This window comes from Rhodanobacter sp. UC4443_H10 (assembly GCF_052978325.1).
In genome coordinates, this window is record NZ_CM129668.1 from 698,007 (window position 1) to 721,843 (window position 23,837).

The following is a 23,837-nucleotide window of genomic DNA, read 5'->3' on the forward strand; positions in this document are numbered from 1 at the left end:
CCCTCAGCGGGCCGTTACTCAACGATGGCCGGGAGCTTGGTGACGGCCTTGCACTCCACCTTCAGTTCGCCGTCGGCCACGCTCAGCTTGACCACGCCGCCGTCGACCAGCTTGCCGAACAGCAGCTCGTCGGCCAGCGCGCGCTTCACCTTCTCCTGGATCACCCGCGCCATCGGCCGTGCGCCCATCTGCGGGTCGAAGCCGTGCTCGGCCAGCCAGCGGCGGGCGTCGGCATCCACGTCCAGGCTCACCCGCTTCTCGGTCAGCTGGCTTTCCAGCTCGATCAGGAACTTGTCGACCACGCGCAGGATGTGCTCGAAGTCGAGCGCGGCGAACTGGATGATCGCGTCCAGCCGGTTGCGGAACTCCGGCGTGAAGATGCGGCGGATCACTTCCATCGCGTCCGATTCGTGCTTCTGCTCGACGAAGCCCATGCTGCGCCGCGCCGCGATCGCCGCGCCCGCGTTGGTGGTCATCACCACCACCACGTTCTTGAAGTTCGCCTCGCGGCCGTTGGTGTCGGTCAGCACGCCGCGGTCCATCACCTGCAGCAGGATGTTGAACACGTCCGGATGCGCCTTCTCGATCTCGTCCAGCAGCAGCACCGCGTGCGGGTGCTTGGTCACCGCCTCGGTCAGCAGGCCGCCCTGGTCGAAACCGACGTAGCCCGGAGGCGCACCGACCAGCCGCGACACCGAATGCCCTTCCATGTACTCGGACATGTCGAAACGGATCATCTCGATGCCGAGCTGCATCGCCAGCTGCTTGGTCACCTCGGTCTTGCCCACGCCGGTGGGGCCGGCCAGCAGGAAGCAGCCGATCGGCTTGGACGGGTCGGCCAGGCCCGAGCGGGCCATCTTGATCGACGCGGCCAGCGCCTCGATCGCCGGGTCCTGGCCGAACACCACCATCTTGAGGTTGCGCTCGAGGTTGCGCAGCACGTCGCGATCGGAGGCGGAGACCTGCTTCTCCGGAATCCGCGCCATCTTGGCCACGATGTACTCCACTTCGCTGACGTCCACGGTACCGGTGCGCTTGTCTTCCGGCAGCAGTCGCTGGCGTGCGCCGGCCTCGTCGATCACGTCGATCGCCTTGTCCGGCAGCAGCCGGTCGGGGATGTGCTTCACCGACAGGTCGACGGCCGCCTTCAGCGCGTCGTTGGTGTAGGCGACATGGTGGTGTTCCTCGAAGCGCGAACGCAGGCCCTTGAGGATCTCCACGCTGTCGGCCACGGTCGGTTCGACCACGTCGATCTTCTGGAAGCGGCGGGCCAGCGCACGGTCCTTCTCGAACACGCCGCGGTATTCCTGGAACGTGGTCGAACCGATGCAGCGCAGTTCGCCCGAGGCCAGCATCGGCTTGATCAGGTTCGAGGCATCCATGGTGCCGCCCGAGGCGGAGCCGGCGCCGATGATCGTGTGGATCTCGTCGATGAACAGAATCGCACCGGGCTGCTTCTTGAGCTGCGCGATCACGCTCTTCAGGCGCTTCTCGAAATCGCCACGGTACTTGGTACCGGCCACCAGGGCACCGAGATCCAGCGCCCAGATCGTGGCGCTCTCCAGCACCTCGGGCACTTCGCCGTCGACGATGCGCTTGGCCAGGCCCTCGGCCAGCGCGGTCTTGCCCACGCCGGCCTCGCCGACATACAGCGGATTGTTCTTGCGCCGGCGGCAGAGCACCTGGATGGTGCGCTCGATCTCGTCGGCGCGCCCGATCAGCGGGTCGATCTTGCCTTCCAGCGCCAGTTCGTTGAGGTTGCTGGCGAACTCGTGCAGCGGGTTGCCCTTGGGCTCGCCGCCCTCCTCGCCTTCGCGCTCGCCGCCGGACACGCCGGCCGCCGGCTCGTCGCCGATCTTGGCGATGCCGTGGGAGATGTAGTTGACCACGTCGAGCCGGGTGATCTCCTGCTGGTGCATGAAGAACACCGCGTGCGAGTCTTTCTCGCCGAAGATGGCCACCAGCACGTTGGCGCCGGTGACCTCCTTTCGACCGGACGACTGCACGTGGTAGACGGCGCGCTGCAGCACCCGCTGGAAGCCCAGCGTGGGCTGCGTGTCGCGCTCGTCGCCCGGCGGCAGCACCGGCACCGTCTCGCCGATGATGCGGGTCAGCTCGCCGGCCATGCGCGGCAGGTCGACGCCGCAGGCGCGCAGTGCGCCGAGCGCCGACTGGTTCTCCGTCAGCGCCAGCAGCAGGTGTTCCACCGTCATGAACTCATGACGCTGTTCGCGGGCCTGCTTGTAGCAGTGGCCGATGGTGACTTCCAGATCCTTGCTGAACATTCGGATCGTCTCCGCTAGCTTGTTGGGCGGCCTTCAGCGCCGCGATGGGCACGAAATGGGGGCGTTCAGAGCTTTTCCATAGTGCACAACAACGGATGCTGGTGCGAGCGGGAATACTCGTTGACGTGGGTGACCTTGGTTTCTGCCACTTCCCGCGTGAACACGCCGCACACGCCGCGTCCGCGGGTATGCACGTGCAACATGATTTGCACCGCCTGCTCCTGGTCCAGGGTAAAGAAATTGCGCAGCACCTCCACCACGAAATCCATCGGTGTGAAATCGTCGTTCAGCAGCAGCACCTGGAACAGCGGCGGTCGTGCCACTTCCGGCTTGGCGGTTTCCAGCGCCAGGCCGCGGCCGCTGTCTTGCTCGTGTTCGTTTTCGTTGGCCATGGTGTCGTGGGAGGCATTCGCTTTCGGTTGAAGTATACGCCGCCGCCAATCGTGCCCGGCGCGTCGGCGTTTACTGCAGGTAGTGGCACAATGGACACTTTTCCACCCCTGAATTTTCATGGCCGACCCCACGCCCCGCCCCGAGATCTGGCGCCCGCACGTCACCGTTGCGTGCGTGGTGGCTGAGGCCGGGCGCTACCTGATGGTGGAGGAGGAGGTTGCCGGCCGACTGGTCTGCAACCAGCCGGCCGGGCACTTGGAGGACGGCGAAACGCTGGCCGCCGCGGCCGTGCGCGAGACCCTGGAAGAAACCGGCTGGACGGTCGAGCCGCAGCACCTGATCGGCGTGCAGCAATGGCGCAGCAGCGAGCACGGCGAGGCAGTGATCCGCTTCAGTTTCGCCGCCCGGGCACTCGGGCACGACGCCGATCGGCCGCTGGACACCGGTATCCGCCGCGCCTTGTGGATGACTCGCGACGAAATCGCCGGCCTCGGCGAGCGCCTGCGCAGCCCGCTGGTGCTGGCCAGCATCGACGCCTGGCTGGCCGGCCAGCGACTGCCGTTGGCCAGCCTGAGCTGGGTGCCGGGAGGGTCGCGCGGATGAAGGTGATGCTGGGCGTCTCCGGCGGTGTCGATTCGTCGGTGGCTGCCTTGTTGCTGCAACGGCAGGGCCACGAGGTCGAAGGCCTGTTCATGCAGAACTGGGAAGAGGACGACCGCGACGGTCCGTGCACCAGCGACGCGGATCGCAAGGACGCGGTGGCGGTCTGTGGCCGCCTGGGCATCCCGTTCCACGCGCGCAATTTCGCGGCGGAGTACTGGGATGGCGTGTTCGAGCACTTTCTTGCCGAATACCGCGCCGGCCGCACCCCCAACCCGGACGTGCTGTGCAATCGCGAGATCAAGTTCAAGACCTTCCTCGACGAGGCTCGCATGCTCGGCGCGGAAAAGATCGCCACCGGCCATTACGCCCGCGTCGATTGCGTGGACGGACGCCACCGGCTGCTGCGGGCGACGGACGCGGCCAAGGACCAGAGTTATTTCCTGCATGCGCTGGGCCAGCAGCAACTGGCCGCCACGCTGTTTCCGCTGGGCGGGATCGAGAAGCCGCGCGTGCGCGAACTGGCCCGCGAGGCGGCGCTGCCGACCCATGCGAAGAAGGATTCCACCGGCATCTGCTTCATCGGCGAGCGCGACTTCCGCAGCTTCCTGGCGCAGTACATTCCCGCACGCCCGGGCGAGATGCGCACGCCCGACGGCCGGCGGGTCGGCGAACACCAGGGCGTGATGTATTACACCCTGGGCCAGCGCAACGGACTCGGTATCGGCGGCCGGCATGGCGCCAGCGGCGAGCCCTGGTTCGTGGTGGGCAAGGACGTGGCGGCCAACGTGCTGGTCGTCGCCCAGGGCGGCGAGAACCACTGGCTGCTGTCGCGGCGATTGCATACCGAGGCACCACACTGGATCGCCGGCGAGCCACCGGGCACCGAGTTTCGCTGCACGGCGCGCACGCGCTACCGTCAGACCGACCAGGCGTGCTCGGTCAGCGTCGGCGAGACCGGTCTTGCCGTCACGTTCGATGTGCCGCAGCGTGCCGTCACGCCGGGTCAATCGGTCGTTTTCTACGCTGGCGAGGTCTGTCTCGGCGGCGCGGTGATCATGGCAACCGATGCCGCCTACGGCGGCTTGCTGCCAGCCTTCACACTCACCACCACAGCGCAACTCAAGGAATCGCAAATCCGTGTTTGAAACCCTAGGCATGAACGAGGAACGCGTACTCGCCCTGGCCGGATTGTTTCAGGCCTGCTCGCTGGCCCAGCAACTGGCCAACGACGGACGCTGCGACGAGATCGCCATGCAGGCGGGCGTGGCCAGCATCTTCCGCATCGACGCGCCCTCGGTGGTGGCCGTGTACGGTGGCGTCTCGGGCGTGCGACTCGGCCTGCGCAACCTGGTCGCCCAGCTCGACGAGAGCGATCGCGACATGTCGGTTACCCGCATGGTGGTCACCGTGATGCGGCTGGAACGCAGCCTTGCCGGCCGCCCGGAGCTGCTGGAGAAGCTGCAGCAGGGCATCCAGGCGGCGCAGCGCCAGGTCGAGCATTTCGGACAGGATTCGAGCCAGGTCAGCGGCCGTCTCGCCGAGCTGTATGCCTCCACGCTGTCCACCTTGCGGCCGCGGGTGATGGTCAGCGGCAATCCGCAGCAGCTGCAGCAACCGGCCGTGGTCGAGAAAGTGCGCGCCAACCTGCTCGCCGCGGTGCGTTCGGCGGTGCTGTGGCGCCAGGTCGGCGGACGCCAGTGGCAGCTTCTGGTGTACCGGCGTCAATGCAGCATGCTGGCCCGCGGCCTGCTGACCGGTGTCACGCTGGACCACCGCTGACCGACGCGCGGCATGCCATGAACGCTAACAGGCCCCGGCCATGCCGGGGCCTGTTCGTTTCACCACAGCGGGATCACTCGCCCGCGGAAGCGTCTCCCGTGGCGCCCTCACCCGCTTCGCCGACCGGCGCATCCCCGGACTCGACGACGGCCTCGTCGCCGTTGTCCTCTTCCGCGTCCAGCCGCATCACGCTGACCAGCGTTTCGTCGGCGGGCAGCTTGATCAGGGTGACGCCCTGGGTATTGCGGCCCAGTTGCGAGACTTCCGCCACGCGCGTGCGCACCAGGGTGCCCTGGTCGGAGATCAGCATCAGCTCGTGCGCCTCGGTGACCTGCACCGCGCCGACCAGCGCGCCATTGCGCTCGGAGCACTGGATGCCGATGACGCCCTGCGTGCCACGGCCCTTCTTGGTGAACTCGGCCAGTTCGGTGCGCTTGCCGTAGCCCCGCGCGGTGGCGGTGAGGATGTCGCCTTCCGCCGCCACGATCAGCGATACCACCTCGGCGCCGCCGACCAGTTTCATGCCGCGTACGCCCGCGGCGGTGCGGCCCATCGAGCGCACGGTGTTCTCGTCGAAACGATTGACCTTGCCGTTGGAGGCGAACAGCAGGATGTCGCTGTCGCCGTCGGTCAGCTCGACGTTGACCAGTGCGTCGTCGTCGTGCAGCTTGATCGCCAGCTTGCCCTTCTGCAGCTGGAACGCGAATTCGGTCAGCGGGGTTTTCTTCACCGTGCCGTGCTTGGTGGCAAAGAACACGAAGCGATCTTCCGCATACTCGCGGATCGGCAGCACCGCCTGCACCTTTTCGCCCTCGCCCAGCGGCAGCAGGTTGATGATCGGCTTGCCGCGCGCGCCGGGACCGGCCTCGGGAATCTGGTAGACCTTGAGCCAGTAGACGCGGCCGGTGCTGGTGAAGGTGAGCAGGGTGTCGTGCGTGTTGACCACCCACAGCTGCTCGACCACGTCCTCGTCCTTCAGCGCCGAGGCCGAGCGACCCTTGCCGCCGCGCCGCTGCGAGCGGTAGGTGCTGGCCGGCTGGCGCTTGACATAGCCGGTGTGCGACAGCGTGACCACCATGTCTTCCGGGGCGATCAGGTCGAGGACGTTGAGGTCCTCCTGCGAATGCTGGATCTCGGTGCGACGCGCGTCGCCGAACTCGGCCTTGATCGCTTCCAGCTCCTCGCGGATCACCTGCAGCAGGCGCTCCGGGTTCTCCAGGATCTCGATCAGGCCGCGGATGGTTTCCAGGATCTGGCGGTACTCGTCGGAAAGCTTTTCCTGTTCCAGGCCGGTAAGGCGGTGCAGCCGCATCGCCAGGATTTCCTGCGCCTGCACGTCGGACAACTGGTAGCCATCGGCCTTCAGGCCATCGCGCGGGTCCATGTCCTCCGGTCGCGAGGCACCGGCGCCGGCCGCCGACAACAGCGCGCCGACCACGCCCGGCTGCCATTTCCTGGCCAGCATGCGCTCGCGCGCCTCGGCCGGCGACGCCGAAGTCTTGATCAGCTCGATCATCTCGTCGATGTTGGCCAGTGCGACAGTGAGGCCTTCGAGGATGTGCGCGCGGGCGCGGGCCTTGCGCAGCTCGAAGATGGTGCGGCGGGTGACCACCTCGCGCCGGTGGCGGATGAACGCTTCGAGGATGTCCTTGAGGTTCAGCAGCTTCGGCTGGCCGTCCAGCAGCGCCACCATGTTGATGCCGAAGGTGACCTGCAACTGGGTCTGCTGGAACAGGTTGTTCAGCACCACGTCGCCCATCGCGTCCTTGCGGATCTCGATGACGACGCGCATGCCGTCCTTGTCGGACTCGTCACGCAGCTCGCTGATGCCTTCGAGCTTCTTTTCCTTGACCAGCTCGGCGATCTTTTCGATCAGCCGCGCCTTGTTCACCTGGTACGGCAGCTCGTGGACGATGATCGTCTCGCGGCCGTTCGACTCGGTTTCGATCTCCGCCTTCGCGCGCACCAGGATGCGGCCGCGACCGGTGCGGTAGGCCTCGATGATGCCGGAGGAGCCATTGATGATGCCGTGGGTCGGGAAGTCCGGGCCCGGGATGTAATGCATCAATTCGTCGATCGACAGCGCGGGCTCGTCGATCAGCGCGATGGTCGCCGCGATTACCTCGTTGAGGTTGTGCGGCGGGATGTTGGTGGCCATGCCGACCGCGATGCCGGCCGAACCGTTCACCAGCAGGTTCGGCACGCGCGTGGGCAGCACCAGCGGCTCGTGCTCGCTCTCGTCGTAGTTCGGGCCGAAGTCGACGGTTTCCTTGTCGATGTCGGCCAGCAGCTCGTGGCTGAGCCGCGACATGCGCACCTCGGTGTAACGCATGGCGGCGGCGCTGTCGCCGTCGACCGAGCCGAAGTTGCCCTGGCCGTCGACCAGCATGTAGCGCAGCGAGAACGGCTGCGCCAGGCGCACGATCGCGTCATACACCGACTGGTCGCCGTGCGGATGGTATTTGCCGATGACGTCGCCGACCACGCGGGCCGACTTCTTGTACGGCTTGTTCCACACATTGCCGAGTTCGTTCATCGCGAACAATACGCGACGATGCACCGGCTTGAGTCCATCGCGCACATCGGGAAGCGCGCGGCCAATGATCACGCTCATCGCGTAATCGAGGTAGCTCTGCCGCATCTCGTCTTCGATGTTGACGCGAATGATTTCTTTGGCGGTTTCTGCCATGGATTGGCTTCCCTGGAGACAAAAAAAGGACGCTGGCGCCGCGTCTCAAGCGCGTGCGCGAGCGACCCGAAATGAACCGCTGGATTGTAGCATGGATGGCTGCAAAATGACAGGTTTTAAGCTTTTGAAATCAATGACTTGTATTGCCATCGCGAGACCGGTACGAGGCCATCGGAAATGTGCTCAAGAATTGAGCAACGCGCCGGACGCGCAGGCCCCCAGCGAGGTCGTCTCGGCAACCAGCGGACGAACACGGCGAGCGCCGCAAGGACGGCCGAATGCCGCATCGGAACCCGGGGAATCAATGGCCGAACAAGGCCTGCATCGACAGGGTGTCAGGTCGTTCGATCACGCCTCGCTCGGTGACGATCGCATCGATCAGTTCGGCAGGCGCGACGTCAAACACCGGATTCCACGCCTGGGCCCCCTCCACCACGACGCGCTTGCCTCCGCTGGAAAGAAGTTCGGCCGGATCGCGCAGCTCGATCTCGATCTCCTCGCCGTTGGCAGTCGCCATGTCCACCGTGGACGAGGGTGCTACTACCATGAACTTGACGCCGTGGTACTTCGCGCTGATCGCCAGTTGGTAGGTGCCGATCTTGTTCGCGGTATCGCCGTTGGCCGCGATGCGGTCGGCGCCGACGATCACCCACTGCACGGCACCGGACTTCATCAGGTGCGCAGCGGCGGAGTCGGCGATCAGCCGGGCGGGGATGCCCTCGCGTACGAGTTCCCACATGGTCAGCCGCGCGCCTTGCTGCCACGGACGCGTCTCGCCGGCATAGACGCGCGCGATCCGGTTTGCGGCGACGCCGGCGCGGATCACCCCGAGCGCGGTACCGTAACCGGCGGTGGCCAGCGAACCGGTGTTGCAATGGGTCAGCACGCCCGAGCCCGGCGCGATCAGTGCTGCACCGAGCTCGCCCATGCGGCGATTGGCAGCCAGATCCTCGTCCTGGATCAGCTGCGCCTCGTGCAACAGCGCATCGGCATCGGCACCGGCAGCGATGCGTTTTTTCATCCGGTCCAATGCCCACATCAGGTTCACTGCCGTGGGCCGGGCCGCGCGCAACTGCGCCAGTACCGGTTCCAGCGGACCGCCCTGCTGTGCCGCCATCGCCACGCCCCAGGCGGCGGCAATGCCGATGGCCGGCGCGCCACGCACGGCCAGGTCGCGGATGGCCTGGGTGACCTGGGCCGCATCGCGGCAGTCGATCCAGCGTTCCTCGCCCGGCAGCAGGCGCTGGTCGAGCAGGCGCAGGTGATCGCCTTGCCACTGCACGGCGCGGATGGAATCGTGGGTATCGGCGGATGTGGTCATCCGGTGATTATCGCCTGTCGTGCGTGGATTCCGCACGACAGGCGATCACGTGCGGGCGCGCGATTCAGTCGCGCTGGCGCAACCACTGGTGGATCGCCGGCGGCACCTCGCGCTGGGCGCGGCCGGACACGTAGATGCCGATGTGGCCGCCCTTGAACGCGAGCTGGGTATAGTCGGTGGTGCCCACGTGCTTGCCCAGCGCGCGCGAGGCATCCGGCGGCACCAGGTGATCCTGCTCGGCGAAGATGTTCAGCACCGGCTGGGTGATCATGCCCAGATCCACGCTCTGACCGCCGATGTCCAGCGTGCCCTTGACCAGCTTGTTGCCCTGGTAGAAATCCTTGATGAACTGGCGGAACGCCTCGCCGGCCTGGTCGGGCGAGTCGAAGATCCAGCGCTCCATGCGCAGGAAATTTTCCAGCTCCGTCGGGTTGTCGAGGATGTCGACCATGCCGATGTACTTCTGCTGGTTCAGCCGCAGTGGCTTCAGCGTGAGGTAGACGTAGTTCATCAGCCCGGCCGGGATGTTGCCCATGGTGTCGACGAACAGGTCCACGTCCATGCTGCGGCACCAGTGCGACAGCATGTTGTCCGGCGTGTGGAAATCCACCGGGGTGACCATGGTGATCAGGTTCTTCACCTTGTCCGCGTGCAGCGCGGTGTAGCACAGCGAGAACGCGCCACCCTGGCAGATGCCGAGCAGGTTGATCGCATCGAGACCATGGCGTTCGCGTACCACGTCGACGCAGCGGTCGAGGTAGCCGTTGATGTAGTCGTCCAGGGTCAGCCAGCGGTCGGCGCCGTCGGGATAGCCCCAGTCGATCAGGTAGACATCCTCGCCCTGCTCCAGCAGGTTGCGCACCATCGAGCGGTCGGCCTGCAGGTCGGTCATCCACACCGTGTTGACCAGGGCGTAGACGATCAGCAGCGGGGTCTTCGAGGTCGCCTTGCCGTGGCCGGTGAAGTGCCAGACCTTCAGCTTGTCCTCGCTGTAGACCAGCTCGCGCGGGGTATTGGCGTATTCCGGCTCGCGCATGTTGCGCAGGTTGGCCATGCCGGCGGCCAGTTTGCGCTGGAAGGTGGCGATGTCGGCCAGGGCCTGGGTCGGGTCGATGCGCAATGGTGTCTGCATGGCTGCTCTCCTTATTTGCGCTTGCGCTGGCCGGAGCCCGATTTGGACGGGCTGGTGGGCTTGCGCGCCGCTTTCGCCGGCGCCTTCTTCACGGCGACCGCAGGCTTGGCAGCGGCGCGCTTCTTCACTGCGGGTACCGCCGGGCGATCGGCGAGCCGGCGCTTCAACGCCGCGAGTTCCCGGCGCAAGGCCATGATCTCCCCGGCATGGTCGGCGGACCCATCGGCCAGATTGGCACGGAATTCGCGGCGCAGCGCCTGCAGGCGTTCACCGAGGCTGGACACTTCGCTGCGCGTGGGCACGCCGAGCTGCTGGCACATCTGCTCGGTCTGCTGTTGCTGGAGCTGGCGCACACGCATCTGCGTGTTGACCATCTCGCCATAGGCATCGCGGAACTCGTCGGACAGCGCGATTCCCGCATAAGCCTCTTCGGAGGCGTCCACCCACAAGTCGTACAGCCCCTTGAGCGAATCGACCTGGCGCCCCGGTTCGGCCAACCGCGCCTGCAGGCGTTGCATGCCTTGCGCGTTGGCGCGCTGGATCAGTTCCTGATAGCGGGCGGATGCCCGCATCGACTCCAGCAAGGCCGTGGCCAGGGCTTGCTGCTGCATCTGCTGCTCGCGGTTCAGGCCGAATGCCGGGGTCGGCCCCTGCAAGCCCGACAGCTCACCGAAACCACCGCGCTGGGCCGCCTGCAGCCAGGACTGCCATTGCCGCGCGAAGCCCTCCGCGCCGGCAGTGTCGATGCCGCCGAAAGCCTGCGCGAACGGCTGACTGGCTCCACCGAACATCTGCTGCAATTGCTGACGCCAGTCGGTGGCCGGCTGGGCCGCGCCGCCGCTGGCCGCTGCCTGCATCCAGTCGAAGTACCCCTTCAGCCCGGCCAGGGTGCGTTCGAGCATGTCATTGCCCGCGGCAGGCGCCGGGGGCGGCGCGAACGGATTGGCCGCGGGAGGCTGCTGGAACTGGCGCGTCCAGGCGTCCCACGACTGCTGTGCCAGCGCCTGGTAATCCCTGATGAAATCATTCGCCGGATCGGCCATCGGTGCATCCTCGCGCAAGGTCCATCCATCCTAGCAAAAGCAGGTTGCACAAAATCACCGGCCCTGAAACGCGCAAGGCCCGGCATGGGCCGGGCCTTGCGGAATTGCCTCGTGGCGGAGTTCAGACGCTGGCGCGCTCTTCCTCGGTCACGGCCTTCATCGACAGGCGGATGCGGCCCTGCTTGTCGACTTCCAGCACCTTGACCTTGACGATGTCGCCTTCCTTGAGCTTGTCGGAGACCTTTTCGACGCGCTCGTCGGAAATCTGCGATACGTGCACCAGACCGTCCTTGCCCGGCATGATCGTCACGAACGCGCCGAAGTCCATCAGCTTGGCGACCTTGCCCTCGTAGATGCGGCCCGGCTCGACGTCGGAAGTGATCTGCTCGATGCGCTTCTTGGCCGCTTCGCCCGCCTCGCGATTGACCGAGCCGATGATGATGGTGCCGTCATCGCTGATGTCGATCGTGGTGCCGGTCTCTTCGGTGATCGAGCGGATGGTGGCGCCGCCCTTGCCGATCACTTCGCGGATCTTGTCCGGGTGGATCTTGATGGTGATCAGGCGCGGGGCGAACTCGCTCATCTCGGTGCGGGCGGTGCTGAGCGCCTTGCCCATTTCGCCGAGGATGTGCAGGCGGCCGCGCTTGGCCTGCTCCAGCGCCACCTTCATGATCTCCTCGGTGATGCCGTCGATCTTGATGTCCATCTGCAGCGCGGAGATGCCTTCGGCACTGCCGGCCACCTTGAAGTCCATGTCGCCTAGGTGATCCTCGTCGCCCAGGATGTCGGACAGCACGACGAAGTCGTTGCCCTCCTTGACCAGGCCCATGGCGATACCCGCCACCGGCGCCTTCAGCGGCACGCCGGCATCCATCATCGCCAGCGAGGAACCGCACACCGAGGCCATCGACGAGGAACCGTTGGACTCGGTGATTTCCGAGACCACGCGCACCACGTACGGGAACTCCTCGATGCTCGGCTTGACCGCCTGCACGCCACGCTTGGCAAGACGGCCGTGACCGATCTCGCGACGCTTCGGCGCGCCGAAGCGACCGGCTTCGCCCACCGAGAACGGCGGGAAGTTGTAGTGGAACAGGAACGGGTCCTTCGACTCGCCGCCGGGAGCGTCGATGATCTGCGCGTCACGCGTGGTGCCCAGGGTGATGACGACCAGCGCCTGGGTCTCGCCGCGGGTGAACAGCGCCGAACCATGCGTCCGCGGCAGCACGCCGACACGGGCGGTGATCGCACGCACGTCGTCGAGCTGGCGGCCGTCGATGCGCACCTTGGTCTTCAGCACGCTGTCGCGCATGGTGTGGTATTCGAGTTCCTCGAATTCCTTGGCCATCGCGGCGGTGGACCAGCCGTTTTCTTCGGCCTGTGCCTTGAGCCCGGCCAGCACATCGGCCTTGATCGCGGAGATCGCGTCGCGACGCTCGAGCTTGTCGCGCACCTGGAACGCTGCGGCCAGCTGGTCGCCGACCGCGCCCTTGACGGCAGCGGCCAGCGACTCGTTGCGCGCCGGTGCCTGCCAGTCCCATGACGGCTTGCCGGCCTCGGTGGCCAGTTCGGCGATCGCGCGGATGGCGGTCTGCATCTGCTGGTGGCCGAACATCACCGCGCCGAGCATCACGTCCTCGGACAACAGCTGCGCTTCGGATTCCACCATCAGCACGGCGCCGGCGGTACCGGCGACGACCAGGTCCAGCTGGGAGGTCTTCAGCTCGGTGGTCGACGGGTTCAGCAGGTACTTGCCGTTGGCGTAACCGACGCGGGCGGCGCCGATCGGGCCCTTGAACGGGATGCCGGCCAGGCTGAGCGCGGCGGAGGCGCCGAGCAGGGCCACGATGTCGCCGTCCACTTCCGGGTTCAGCGAGACGACCTGGGCGATGACCTGCACTTCGTTCTTGAAGTCATCCGGGAACAGCGGGCGCACCGGGCGATCGATCAGGCGCGAGGTCAGCGTCTCCTTCTCGGTCGGACGGCCTTCGCGCTTGAAGAAGCCGCCGGGAATGCGGCCGGCGGAATAGAACTTCTCGACGTAGTCGACGGTGAGCGGGAAGAAATCCTGGCCTTCCTTCTGCTTCGTCGCGGCCACGGCGGTGACCAGCACCACGGTGCCGCCCATGCTGGCCATGACCGCACCGGATGCCTGGCGGGCAATTTCGCCCGTCTCCAGCGTGACTTCGTGATTACCGTACTGGAATGACTTGGTTACTTTTGCCACGTGACTGTTTCCTGATCTGAATTGGGAAAGGCGCCCGCGCACGGGCGCTGCATGATCCTCGCGTCCGCGAACGGCGCCCAGCGTTACCGGCGCAGGCCGAGGCGTTCGATCAGGGTCTGGTAGCGCGCAAGATCGCGATCCTTCAGGTAGCTGAGCAGGCGCTTGCGCTGGTTGACGAGCTTGAGCAGGCCACGACGCGAGTGGTGGTCCTGGATGTGATCCTTGAAGTGACCGGTGAGATGGTCGATGCGGGCGGACAGCAGGGCCACCTGGACTTCAGTCGAGCCCGTATCGTTCGGCACGCGGCCGAAATCAGCAATGATCTTGCTGGTCTGTTCTGCGGTAAGGGACATGGTTGTACGTTTCCTTGAAAGGCGATGCGAAGCTTGCGCTTGCATCATCGCGAGATGACGCAAGCGCAAGCTTCGCCCTGGTTGGAGTGAAAGCGTTGAAATAACTTGTCTATTCTACTGATGCCAGTGGTGTTACAACAAGTGCGCAGCCCGCTTTTCAGGCAAATCCGCCCGCTGGCGGCAGGTTGAAGCCGCGCAGGATGCGGCTGCGGCGCATGTCGTCCAGTTCGAGCACGGCGAGCAAGGCACCATCGGGCGCGAATGCCGCGCAGCGACCGGCGGGTACCGAGGGGTCAAGCTGGATCGGCTGGCCACGCGAAACGGCCATCGCCTGCGCCTCGTCCAGGTGAACCGACGGCAGGTCGCGCAGACCCTCAGCCACCGGCAGCAGATGGCACAGCAAGGCCTCGTCGCCCTGCTCCGCTGCCTGCTCGAGTTCGGCCATGGTGACCATGCGCGGATCGCGGAAGGGATCCACCCAGGTGCGCCGCAGCGAAGTCAGGTGCGCGCCGCAACCCAGGGTGGCACCCAGATCCGTCGCCAGCGAGCGCACATAGGTTCCCGAGCCGCATTCCACCAGCAACTGCAAGGTGTCGCTGTCGCGGGAGAGCAGCTCCAGTCGATGCACGACCACCTCGCGCGCCGGCCGTTCCACCGACTCGCCGCGGCGCGCCTTCACGTACAGTCTTTCGCCATCCTGCTTGAGCGCCGAATACATCGGCGGCACCTGACGGATCGCTCCACGCAGCGGTGCCAGCGCGGCTTCGATCAGCTCGGGGTCGAGTCGGGGCACCGGCTGGCGTGCGATCACCTCGCCCTCGCGGTCACCGGTGTCGGTGCTGATGCCGAGCCGGCATTCAGCCAGATAACCCTTGCTGGCGCCGAGCAAGGTGCCGGCCAGCTTGGTGGCCTCGCCGAAACACAAGGGCAGCAGACCGCTGGCCAGCGGGTCGAGCGCACCGGCGTGGCCGCCCTTGGCCGCGCGCAACAGCCGGCGGACGCCTTGCAGGGCCTGGTTCGAGCTCAAGCCGATCGGCTTGTCGAGCAGCACGATCCCGTGCAGGTCGCGGTACTGGATGCGGGGTGGTTTGCGCATTCGTGCCGCCAGACTCAGACCGCGTTGGCGTCATCGTCCGGCTTGGGTGCATCCGCCTGTTCGCGCAGCAGGCGTTCGATGCGCTCGCCCTTGTCGACCGAATCGTCGTACTTGAACTTCAGTTCGGGCACGCGCCGCATGCGCATGCCGCTGTGCGCCAGCGCGTGGCGAATCTCGTGCCCCATCTGGTTGAGCGCCTTCACCGCCGGCAAACCCTGCTCCGGTACCAGCGCGGTGACCCACACCGTCGCCCAGTCCAGGTCCCGGGTGATCTCGACATCGGAAACACTCACCGACGGCAGGCCGTGGTCGCGCACCGCGGCATGCACCAGCAGCCCAAGCTCGCGGCGCAGCTCGGCTCCGATCCGGTCAGTACGTTTGAAGTCGCGGGAAGGCATAAGAAAGCTCCGATGGGCAAATTCCCCTCTCCCTCCGGGAGAAGGTGCCCCGAAGGGGCAGATGGGGGTCCGGGTCCGCCTGAGACTTCAACGGAGACATGAACCCTCACGCCGACCCCTCTCCCGCCGGGAGAGGGGCTCAAAGTCAAAGCGTGCGAGCCACTTCCGTGCGCTCGAAGCATTCGATCTGGTCGCCGACCTTGACGTCGTTGTACTGCTTGACGGCGATGCCGCACTCCATGCCGCTGCGGACTTCTTCCACGAGGTCCTTGAAGCGGCGCAGCGATTCCAGCTCGCCCTCGAACACCACCACGTTATCGCGCAGCACGCGGATCGGCTTGCTGCGCTTGACGTGGCCCTCGGTGACCATGCAACCGGCCACGGCACCGAACTTGGAACTGCGGAACACGTCGCGCACCTCGGCGATGCCGATGATGTCCTCGCGCACTTCCATGCCGAGCAGGCCGGTGGCCGCCTGGGTGACCTGATCGATCACGTCGTAGATGATCGAGAAGTAACGCACGTCCAGGCCGTTGGTTTCGATCACCTTGCGCGCCGATGCGTCGGCACGGACGTTGAAGCCGATCACCAGCGCCTTGGACGCAGCGGCGAGCGTGGCGTCGGATTCGTTGATGCCGCCCACGCCGGAGGACACCACGTTGACCCGCACGCGCTCGTTGCCGATCTGGGTCAGCGACTCGCGCAAGGCCTCCACCGACCCCTGCACGTCGCCCTTGACCAGGATGTTGAGCGTCTGCTGCTCGTCGCCCTGGCCCATCTTGGCGATGATGTCTTCCAGACGGTTGCTCTTGCTGACCATCCGCGTCTCGCGCCGCTTGAGCTCACGCTCCTGCGCCACTTCGCGGGCCAGACGCTCGTCCTCGACACAGACGAAATCGTCGCCGGTCTCGGGCACGCCGGACAGACCGAGCACCTGCACCGGAATCGACGGACCGGCTTCGTCCACCTGCTTGCCGGACTGGTTGATCAACGCGCGCATGCGCCCGTACTCGATGCCGCAGACTACGAAGTCGCCCTTGCGCAACGTGCCCTGCTGAACCAGCACGGTGGCCACCGGACCGCGGCCGCGATCCAGGCTGGATTCGATCACCACGCCGGAGGCGCGGCCGTCGGCCACCGCCTTGAGCTCCATCACCTCGGCCTGGATCGAGATCGCTTCGAGCAGTTCCTCGATGCCCATGCCGGTCTTGGCCGACACCGGCACGAACTGCACGTCGCCGCCCCAGTCTTCCGGCACCACTTCCTGTGCAACCAGGCCCTGCTTGACGTTGTCGGGGTTGGCGCCGTCCTTGTCCATCTTGTTGACCGCCACGATGATCGGCACGTTGGCCGCGCGGGCATGCTTGACCGCCTCGATCGTCTGCGGCTTGACGCCGTCGTCGGCAGCCACCACCAGGATCACGATGTCGGTCGACTGCGCACCGCGGGCGCGCATCGAGGTGAACGCCGCGTGGCCCGGGGTGTCGAGGAAGGTGATCACGCCGCGCGAGGTCTTCACGTGGTACGCGCCGATGTGCTGGGTGATGCCGCCGGCTTCGCCGGATGCCACCTTGGTGCGCCGGATGTAGTCGAGCAGCGAGGTCTTGCCGTGGTCGACGTGGCCCATGATCGTCACTACCGGCGGCCGCGGAACCTTCTCGCCTTCCAGCTCGATGTTCTGGGTATGCGCCGCGAGCGTCTCCTCGGCGTTGTTCTGGTTGTCCGCCACCGGCGTATGGCCGAGTTCCTCGACCACCAGCACGGCGGTGTCGTGGTCGACGGTCTGGTTGATCGTCGCCATCACGCCCATCTTGAACAGGGCTTTCACCACCTCGGAGCCCTTCACCGCCATCTTCTGGGCGAGATCGGCCACCACGTTGGTGTCGCTCACCACCACCTCGCGCACCACCGGTGCGGTGGGGCGGGAGAACCCGTGCGTTCCGCCGGACACGCCGCTGCCGCGCGCCAGCAGGTCGCGACCGCCACTGCGCCCGCCCTTGCCGCGTTTGGTGCTGGAGGATGAGCGGCGTGCGCGATCGGCCTCGCTGAGGTGCATCTGGCCGCCGGCGAAGCGCTTGCTGCCGTCGCGCTCGTGCTTGCTGCCGACGTCCTCGCTGCGCTCGCGGCCATGCCGTGCCTTGCCGCCGCGAGCCGCATCGCTCGCTGCCGGCGCGGGCGCCGGTGCGGGAGCCGGTGCCGGGGCGGGCGGCTTGACCAGTTTTTCGCGCTTGCGCGGCTCGTGGATGCGCGGAAGGATCATGCCCAGCTCGCGCTGGTCCATGCGCTGCACGCCCGGCTCCTCGTCGACGGGTTCGCTGGCGACCACCGGCTCCTCGGCAGGCGCTTCCGGCGCGGGTTCGGCGAGATCCGCCGCGCTCTGCGCTTCGGCGGCCGTTTCGGCACGCCGGGCTTCTTCCTGGCGCTGTTGTTCGTCGAGCTCGCGCTGGCGCGCGTCCTTCTCGCGGCGCTGCTCGGAATCCAGCCGTTCGCGCTCCTCGCGCTCGCGCTGCTGCTGCGATTCCTGCAGCTTGCGCACGGCCTCCTCGCGCTCGGGTTCGGCGCTGGCCTCCTCGGCAATCACGCTGCGCTTGACGTAGGTGCGCCTGGCGCGCACTTCCACGTTGACCGTCTTGGCGGGGCCGGCGGCGCCACGACCACCGGAGCCGGCCACCTTCAATTCGCCCACCGTGCGTCGTCGCAGGGTGATCTGGCGCGGTGCCGCATCCGCAACCTCGGCGGCGGCTTCGGCCTTGCCGTGGGTTCGGCGCAGGAATCCGAGCAGTTTCACCTTCTCGGTGCTGCTGATGACCTGCTCCTGGTCGGAGAATTTCATGCCCGCTTCGCCAAGCTGCGTCAGCAACTTGTCGACCGGCATGCCCAGTACCTGGGCGAGTTGTTTGATCGTGACGTCCGACATTCTGTTCTCTGCTCCGCCGTTCCCGCGCTTGTCATTTCGTGCGGCATCATGATCGCCGCCCTTTCCATCCCTGGTGAAGAACCCCGGGGTTCTTCCCGGCGCACCCGTCCGGGGTGCCGCCGTACCCGCGCTCAGCCACCCTGCTCCAGCCGCGCGATCATCGGCGCGCGGGCCGCCATGATCAGCGCCGCAGCGCGCTCCTCATCCATGCCCTCGATATCGATGAGATCGTCCACTGCCAGGTCGGCCAGGTCGTCGACCGTGCAGACCTCACGCGCGGCCAGCGCATAGGCGGTTTCCTCGTCCATGCCTTCCAGGGCAAGCAGCTCGGCGCTGGGCTGGTGATCGTCGACGCCCTCCTCCACCGCCAGCGCCTCGGTCAGCAGCGCATCGCGGGCGCGGGCACGCAGCTCCTCGACGATGTCCTCGTCGAAGCCCTCCACGGCCAGCAGCTCGGCGCTGGGCACGTAGGCGATTTCCTCGATGCTGGAGAAACCCTCCTGCACCAGGATGACCGCGATCTCCTGGTCGACCTCGAGCTTGTCCATGAACAGGACGCGTGCCGCTTCCTGCTCGGCCTCGCTCTTGGCGGTGACCTGGTCCTGCGTCATCACGTTGAGCTGCCAGCCGGTCAGCTTGCTGGCCAGGCGCACGTTCTGGCCACCGCGGCCGATCGCCTGGGACAGCTTGTCCTCGGCCACCGCGATGTCCATCGAGTGCTTTTCTTCGTCCATGATGATCGACTGCACCTCGGCCGGCGCCATCGCGTTGATGACGAACTGGGCCGGATTCTCGTGCCACAGGATGATGTCGACGCGCTCGCCGTTGAGGTCGTTGGAGACCGCCTGCACGCGCGAACCGCGCATGCCGATGCACGCGCCGATCGGGTCGGTGCGGCTGTCGTGCGCCAGCACGGCGATCTTGGCGCGGTCGCCCGGGTCGCGCGCGCAGCCCTTGATCTCGACCAGGCCCTGGCCGACTTCCGGCACTTCCAGCTTGAACAGCTCGATCATGAACTCCGGCGCGGCGCGCGACACGAACAGCTGCGGGCCACGAACCTCGGATTTGACCTCGTAGAGATAGCCGCGCACGCGGTCGCCCACGCGCGCCGACTCGCGCGGAATGGTCTTGTCGCGCGGGATGAACGCCTCGGCGTTGCTGCCGAGGTCGAGATAGATGTTGCCGCGCTCGACGCGCTTGACGATGCCGGTGACCAGTTCGCCGACGCGATCGGCGAAGGCGTCCACCACCTGCTGGCGCTCGGCCTCGCGCACGCGCTGCACGATCACCTGCTTGGCGGCCTGCGCGGCGATGCGACCGAATTCGGCGTTCTCGACCTGCTCCTCGATGTACTCGCCGACCTGGGCGTCGGCACGCTCGTCCAGCGCATCCATCAGGCGCAGCTGGTACGCCGGGGATTCCATCTCGCCGTCGTCGGCGATGATCTCCCAGCGGCGGAACGTCTCGTACTCGCCGGTAGCGTGATCGATCGACACGCGGATATCCGGCTCTTCGTCCGGGTACCGCTTCTTGGCGGCCGAAGCCAGTGCGGCCTCCATCGCGTCGAAGATCACGTCTTCCGATACGCCCTTTTCGTTGGCGACCGCATCGACGACCAGCAAAAGTTCTTTGCTCATTGCTGCAACTCCACAGGCGCCAGGCGGCGTCCAATTGTTGATTTTTCTGCGCTCGTCCATGAACACGTGGATCAAAGGTCCGCCATCCGTGGCAGGCTTTTCAATGGGTTCTGCTAACTCTTCGCAGGGCGCTTGCCGCCGGGCTTGGGCTGGGGCGCATAACCGAGCGCGACCCAGTCCGGCACCACGCGCGCACTCTCGACCTGGTTGTGATCGAAATCGAAGGTGCGGCCTTCCGCTTCGAGCGAAATGCGGTCGCCCTCCACCACGGCCAGCTTGCCGCGCAGGCGACGGCGGCCATCCAGCGGCGCCTTCAGCAGCACCTTCACTTCCTGTCCCGCGGCCTTGCGGAACTGCGCCGCGGTGAACAACGGCCTGTCGATGCCCGGCGAGGAGACTTCCAGCACGTAATGGCCGGGAATCGGGTCGTCCACGTCGAGCAGCGCCGACAGCTCGCGACTCGCCTTCTCGCAATCCTCGATGCCGACTTCACGACGCTCCGCGCCATCCGCCTCGGGCAAATCAAGGTAAACGCGCAGGGTACTCTGCCCCTGCGATGGAGTGAACTCCACGCCAAGGCATTCCAGGCCCAGATCGGCCAGTACTTCGCTGAATCGTCGTGCCAGAGCCTGGGTATCCATCACTCACCTGAACTCGGTCGCGGAAACAAAAAATGGGCTCCAACGGCCCATTTCCCTAACTCGCCGATGATCGTCCTCGTGTCGCGTTCCATGTCCGGCGCTCGCGTTTCGCGCCGTGCGGTACATCCTTGCAGCCAACAAAAAAGCCTCACGAGGAGGCTTTCTTGCATCAAGAAAGATCTGGTAGCGGGGGCAGGATTCGAACCTGCGACCTTCGGGTTATGAGCCCGACGAGCTGCCAGACTGCTCCACCCCGCATCAGAGTCCGCAAAGTCTACCGGGATGGCGGGTTTCTTGCAAGCACGAAGATCGTCGCGCTGGCCGGAAAACCATCCGCCGACATGGGCGTCAGACGCCGAACGCGCGCTGGCACCATGCCAGCAGCGGCCCCCAGTACAGGCCGAGCGCAAGCAGCGCCAAGGCATTCACCGACAGCACCACGCGCAGCGAGGTGTCGGTCTTGACCTCCACCACCGCGCCTTCCTCCGGCGCATCGAAGTACATGACCTTGATGACGTAAAGGTAGTAGTAAAGCCCGATGAACGCGGTGACGACGCCCACGATGGCCAGCCACAACATGTCGGCGTGGATCGCCGCCTCCAGCACCAGCACTTTGGCCCAGAAGCCGAACAGCGGCGGCACGCCGGCCAGCGAGAACATCGCCAACAGCATCAGGAACGCCATCCACGGCGCCTTCTGGTTCAGACCCTTGAAATCGCTGATCTCCTCGCACTCGAACCCGGCCCGGGCGAGCACCAGCATCACGCCGAACGCCGCCGCGCTCATCAGCGCATAGCAGATCACGTAGAACAGCGCAGCCGAGTAGCCTTCAGGGCTTGCCGCCGAGAGGCCCAGCAACACGTAGCCCATGTGCGAAATGGTCGAGTACGCCATCATGCGCTTGAAGTTGGTCTGCACGATGGCGACCAGGTTGCCGATCACCAGCGATGCGGTGGCCAGCGCGGCCAGCATCGGCTGCCAGTAATGGCTGAGATCGCCCATCCCGACCTCGAGCAGGCGCCAGGCCAGGCCGAATGCCGCCAGTTTCGACACCGCGCCGATGAACGTCGTCACCGGCGTCGGCGCTCCGTGATAGACGTCCGGCAGCCACATGTGGAACGGCGCGACGCCCAGCTCGAAACCGATGCCCACCAGCATGAATATCAGGCCCAGCAGCAACAGCTTGGGTGCCGTGGTGTAGGCCATCACGCCATGCAGCTGCGCCAGATCCAGTGTCGGCGTGCCGCCCATGCCCGACGCGCCGTAGACCATCGACATGCCGTAGAGCAGCATGCCGGAAGCAAGGGCACTCAGCACGAAGTACTTGATCGCCGCCTCCGGCGGCAGGCGGGCATCGCGGTTGAGCGCGACCAGCGCATAGGACGACAGCGACAGCAGCGCCAGGCCGAGGTAGATCGTTACCAGGTTGCCGGCCGACACCATCACCATCACGCCGAGCGCGGCGAAAATCATCAACGCGTAGAACTCGCCGCCGAACAGCTTGCGGTCGATCATGTAGGGCCGCGCGTACACGAACACCACCGCGGTGATGCCCAGCGCGAAGACCTTGAGGATCTCCGCCACGTGGTCGCGCACGAACATGCCGTTGAACGCGGTTGCGGTCTGTTCGGGCTGGCCGGCGACCACCAGGTAGATCGCCACCAGCAGCACGGCGATGGAGATCCAGTGCAGCTGCGGGCGCTGCGCCGGTTTCATGAACGCGTCCAGCAGCAGGATCAGGCACACCGCCGCCACCAGGTAAAGCTCCGGCAGCAGGGTCAGGATGTCATAGAGAGTGGGCATGTTCGCTTCTGCTCAGATCTTGTGGACGGCAAGTTGCTGCACCAGGTGCGCCACCGAGCTGTCCATCAGGTGGATCAGCGGCTGCGGCCACACGCCGATGGCAAGGACCGCAACGGCGAAGCCGATCAGCACCCAGGTTTCACGCGGGGTCATCGGCGTCATGTGCTTGACGTGTTCGGTGGTCACCGGGCCCCACAGCACGCGCTTGACCAACCACAAGGTGTAGCCGGCACCAATGATCAGGGTGAACGTGGCAAACAACGCGATCCACGGGCTGGCGCTGAAGCTGGCCAGGATCACCATGAACTCGCCGACGAAACCGCTGGTGCCCGGCAGGCCGCAGTTCGCCATCGCGAACAAGACGTAGAAGAGGCCGAACCACGGCATCATGTTGATGACGCCGCCGTAGTCCTTGATCTGGCGCGTGTGGGTGCGGTCGTACATCACGCCGATGCAGGTGAACATGGCGCCGGAGACGAAACCGTGCGAAATCATCTGCACCATCGCGCCCTGCATGCCCAGGCTGGCCATGTCGGTATTGCCGCCTTCGCGCACCAGCATGAAGGCCATGAAGATGCCCAGGGTGACAAAGCCCATGTGCGCCACGGACGAATAGGCCACCAGCTTCTTCATGTCCTCCTGCACCAGCGCGACATAGCCGATGTAGACGATCGCGACCAGGCTGAGCACGATCACGATCCACGCGAAGTGCGCACCGGCGTCCGGGGTGATCGGCAGGATGAAGCGCACCATGCCGTAGGTGCCGATCTTCAGCATCACCGCCGCCAGCCACACCGAACCGCCGGTGGGCGCCTCGACGTGCGCGTCGGGCAACCAGGTGTGCACCGGCACCATCGGCACCTTGATCGCGAAGGCGATCAGGAAGCCGAAGAACAGCCAGGCCTGCTCCTTCATCGTCAGCGGCAGCGCCGCCAGCGTCGCCAGATCGAACGTGTGCGCCTTCTGGTACAGGTACAGCAGCGCGATCAGCATGAACACCGAACCGGTGAACGTGTAGATGAACAGCTTCAACGTCGCGTACACGCGCCGCGGACCGCCCCACATGCCGATCAGGATGTACATCGGGATCAGCACCGCCTCGAAGAAGGCGTAGAACACCAGCGCGTCGGTGGCGCAGAACACGCCGATCAGCAGGCCCTCCAGCAACAGCATGCAGGCCATGTACTGGTGCGGACGGTTCTGGATGACCTTCCACGCGCCGGCGATGACCAGGATGCCGACGAAGGTCGTCATCAGGATCAGCGCGACGGAGATGCCGTCCACCGCCAGGGTGAAATGCACGCCCCAGGTCGCGATCCACACATGGGTTTCCTGCAGCTGCATCACCGACCCTTCCGGGTCGTAGCGCAGCAGCCACAGGCTGATCACGAAGGTCGCGATGGTAATAAGCAGCGCCAGCCAGCGCGCCAGCATCGGCCGGGCGGAACCGGCCAGCAGCACCGGCACCGCGCCGACGATGGGCAGCCAGATCAGCAGACTGAGAAGATGATTGAACATGG

At 66.0% G+C, this 23,837-nt stretch carries 18 protein-coding genes and 1 tRNA gene; 3 read left to right on the plus strand and 16 right to left on the minus strand.

What is annotated here, in order from left to right; all coding sequences use genetic code 11:
• Positions 1–14: 14 nt before the first annotated feature.
• Positions 15–2,285: an ATP-dependent Clp protease ATP-binding subunit ClpA gene (gene clpA / locus ACVCMB_RS03215; RefSeq protein ID WP_447098858.1), complete on the minus strand. Its 2,271-nt coding sequence runs from the start codon at positions 2,283–2,285 to the stop codon at positions 15–17.
• Positions 2,286–2,350: 65 nt separating this feature from the next.
• Positions 2,351–2,677, minus strand: coding sequence for an ATP-dependent Clp protease adapter ClpS (gene clpS, locus ACVCMB_RS03220; protein WP_395118566.1), 327 nt, complete (start codon positions 2,675–2,677; stop codon positions 2,351–2,353).
• 118 nt (positions 2,678–2,795) lie between these two features.
• Between clpS and ACVCMB_RS03225 the strand changes: the two genes are divergently transcribed.
• Genes ACVCMB_RS03225 through hflD form a run of 3 tightly spaced genes read left to right on the plus strand, consistent with a single transcriptional unit; the run spans position 2,796 to position 5,060 of the window.
• Complete coding sequence (locus ACVCMB_RS03225; RefSeq protein WP_447098857.1) at positions 2,796–3,281, plus strand: NUDIX hydrolase; 486 nt, start codon at positions 2,796–2,798, stop codon at positions 3,279–3,281.
• The gene (mnmA, locus tag ACVCMB_RS03230; RefSeq protein ID WP_447106132.1) at positions 3,278–4,426 is read left to right on the plus strand and encodes a tRNA 2-thiouridine(34) synthase MnmA; all 1,149 of its coding nucleotides are present in this window, start codon (positions 3,278–3,280) and stop codon (positions 4,424–4,426) included. Before ACVCMB_RS03225 ends, mnmA begins: the two co-directional genes overlap by 4 nt.
• A 10-nt stretch (positions 4,427–4,436) precedes the next feature.
• The gene (hflD, locus tag ACVCMB_RS03235; RefSeq protein WP_395121391.1) at positions 4,437–5,060 is read left to right on the plus strand and encodes a high frequency lysogenization protein HflD; all 624 of its coding nucleotides are present in this window, start codon (positions 4,437–4,439) and stop codon (positions 5,058–5,060) included.
• 73 nt (positions 5,061–5,133) lie between these two features.
• On the opposite strand, the gene gyrA is transcribed toward hflD, so the two are convergent.
• The 14 genes from gyrA to ACVCMB_RS03305 all read right to left on the minus strand — a co-directional run bounded on the left by gyrA (position 5,134) and on the right by ACVCMB_RS03305 (position 23,835).
• The gene (gene gyrA / locus ACVCMB_RS03240) at positions 5,134–7,749 is read right to left on the minus strand and encodes a DNA gyrase subunit A (RefSeq protein ID WP_447106133.1); all 2,616 of its coding nucleotides are present in this window, start codon (positions 7,747–7,749) and stop codon (positions 5,134–5,136) included.
• A 301-nt stretch (positions 7,750–8,050) separates the two neighbouring features.
• A complete protein-coding gene (mtnA, locus tag ACVCMB_RS03245) occupies positions 8,051–9,070 on the minus strand; it encodes an S-methyl-5-thioribose-1-phosphate isomerase (RefSeq protein WP_447106134.1) in 1,020 nt (339 codons plus the stop codon).
• A 64-nt stretch (positions 9,071–9,134) separates the two neighbouring features.
• Positions 9,135–10,202, minus strand: a complete 1,068-nt coding sequence (locus ACVCMB_RS03250; RefSeq protein WP_447106135.1) for a class III poly(R)-hydroxyalkanoic acid synthase subunit PhaC — start codon at positions 10,200–10,202, stop codon at positions 9,135–9,137.
• An 11-nt stretch (positions 10,203–10,213) separates the two neighbouring features.
• The gene (locus tag ACVCMB_RS03255; protein ID WP_395118578.1) at positions 10,214–11,245 is read right to left on the minus strand and encodes a poly(R)-hydroxyalkanoic acid synthase subunit PhaE; all 1,032 of its coding nucleotides are present in this window, start codon (positions 11,243–11,245) and stop codon (positions 10,214–10,216) included.
• A gap of 121 nt (positions 11,246–11,366) precedes the next feature.
• On the minus strand, positions 11,367–13,472 hold the full coding sequence (pnp, locus tag ACVCMB_RS03260) for a polyribonucleotide nucleotidyltransferase (RefSeq protein ID WP_395118580.1): 2,106 nt from the start codon (positions 13,470–13,472) through the stop codon (positions 11,367–11,369).
• Between the two features lie 83 nt (positions 13,473–13,555).
• Positions 13,556–13,825 carry a 30S ribosomal protein S15 gene (gene rpsO, locus ACVCMB_RS03265; protein WP_136257158.1) on the minus strand — a complete coding sequence of 90 codons (270 nt, stop codon included), beginning with the start codon at positions 13,823–13,825 and terminating at the stop codon, positions 13,556–13,558.
• Between the two features lie 157 nt (positions 13,826–13,982).
• A complete protein-coding gene (gene truB, locus ACVCMB_RS03270) occupies positions 13,983–14,921 on the minus strand; it encodes a tRNA pseudouridine(55) synthase TruB (RefSeq protein WP_395118582.1) in 939 nt (312 codons plus the stop codon).
• A gap of 14 nt (positions 14,922–14,935) precedes the next feature.
• Positions 14,936–15,319, minus strand: a complete 384-nt coding sequence (rbfA, locus tag ACVCMB_RS03275; RefSeq protein WP_395118584.1) for a 30S ribosome-binding factor RbfA — start codon at positions 15,317–15,319, stop codon at positions 14,936–14,938.
• A gap of 145 nt (positions 15,320–15,464) precedes the next feature.
• Complete coding sequence (infB, locus tag ACVCMB_RS03280; protein ID WP_395118586.1) at positions 15,465–18,236, minus strand: translation initiation factor IF-2; 2,772 nt, start codon at positions 18,234–18,236, stop codon at positions 15,465–15,467.
• Between the two features lie 131 nt (positions 18,237–18,367).
• Positions 18,368–19,873 carry a transcription termination factor NusA gene (gene nusA, locus ACVCMB_RS03285; RefSeq protein ID WP_395118588.1) on the minus strand — a complete coding sequence of 502 codons (1,506 nt, stop codon included), beginning with the start codon at positions 19,871–19,873 and terminating at the stop codon, positions 18,368–18,370.
• A gap of 113 nt (positions 19,874–19,986) precedes the next feature.
• Positions 19,987–20,514, minus strand: a complete 528-nt coding sequence (locus tag ACVCMB_RS03290; RefSeq protein WP_447098850.1) for a ribosome maturation factor RimP — start codon at positions 20,512–20,514, stop codon at positions 19,987–19,989.
• Positions 20,515–20,695: 181 nt separating this feature from the next.
• A tRNA-Met gene (locus ACVCMB_RS03295) sits at positions 20,696–20,772 on the minus strand.
• Between the two features lie 90 nt (positions 20,773–20,862).
• Positions 20,863–22,317 carry an NADH-quinone oxidoreductase subunit NuoN gene (nuoN, locus tag ACVCMB_RS03300; RefSeq protein WP_447106136.1) on the minus strand — a complete coding sequence of 485 codons (1,455 nt, stop codon included), beginning with the start codon at positions 22,315–22,317 and terminating at the stop codon, positions 20,863–20,865.
• A 12-nt stretch (positions 22,318–22,329) separates the two neighbouring features.
• A complete protein-coding gene (locus tag ACVCMB_RS03305) occupies positions 22,330–23,835 on the minus strand; it encodes a complex I subunit 4 family protein (protein ID WP_395118594.1) in 1,506 nt (501 codons plus the stop codon).
• Positions 23,836–23,837 lie beyond the last annotated feature (2 nt).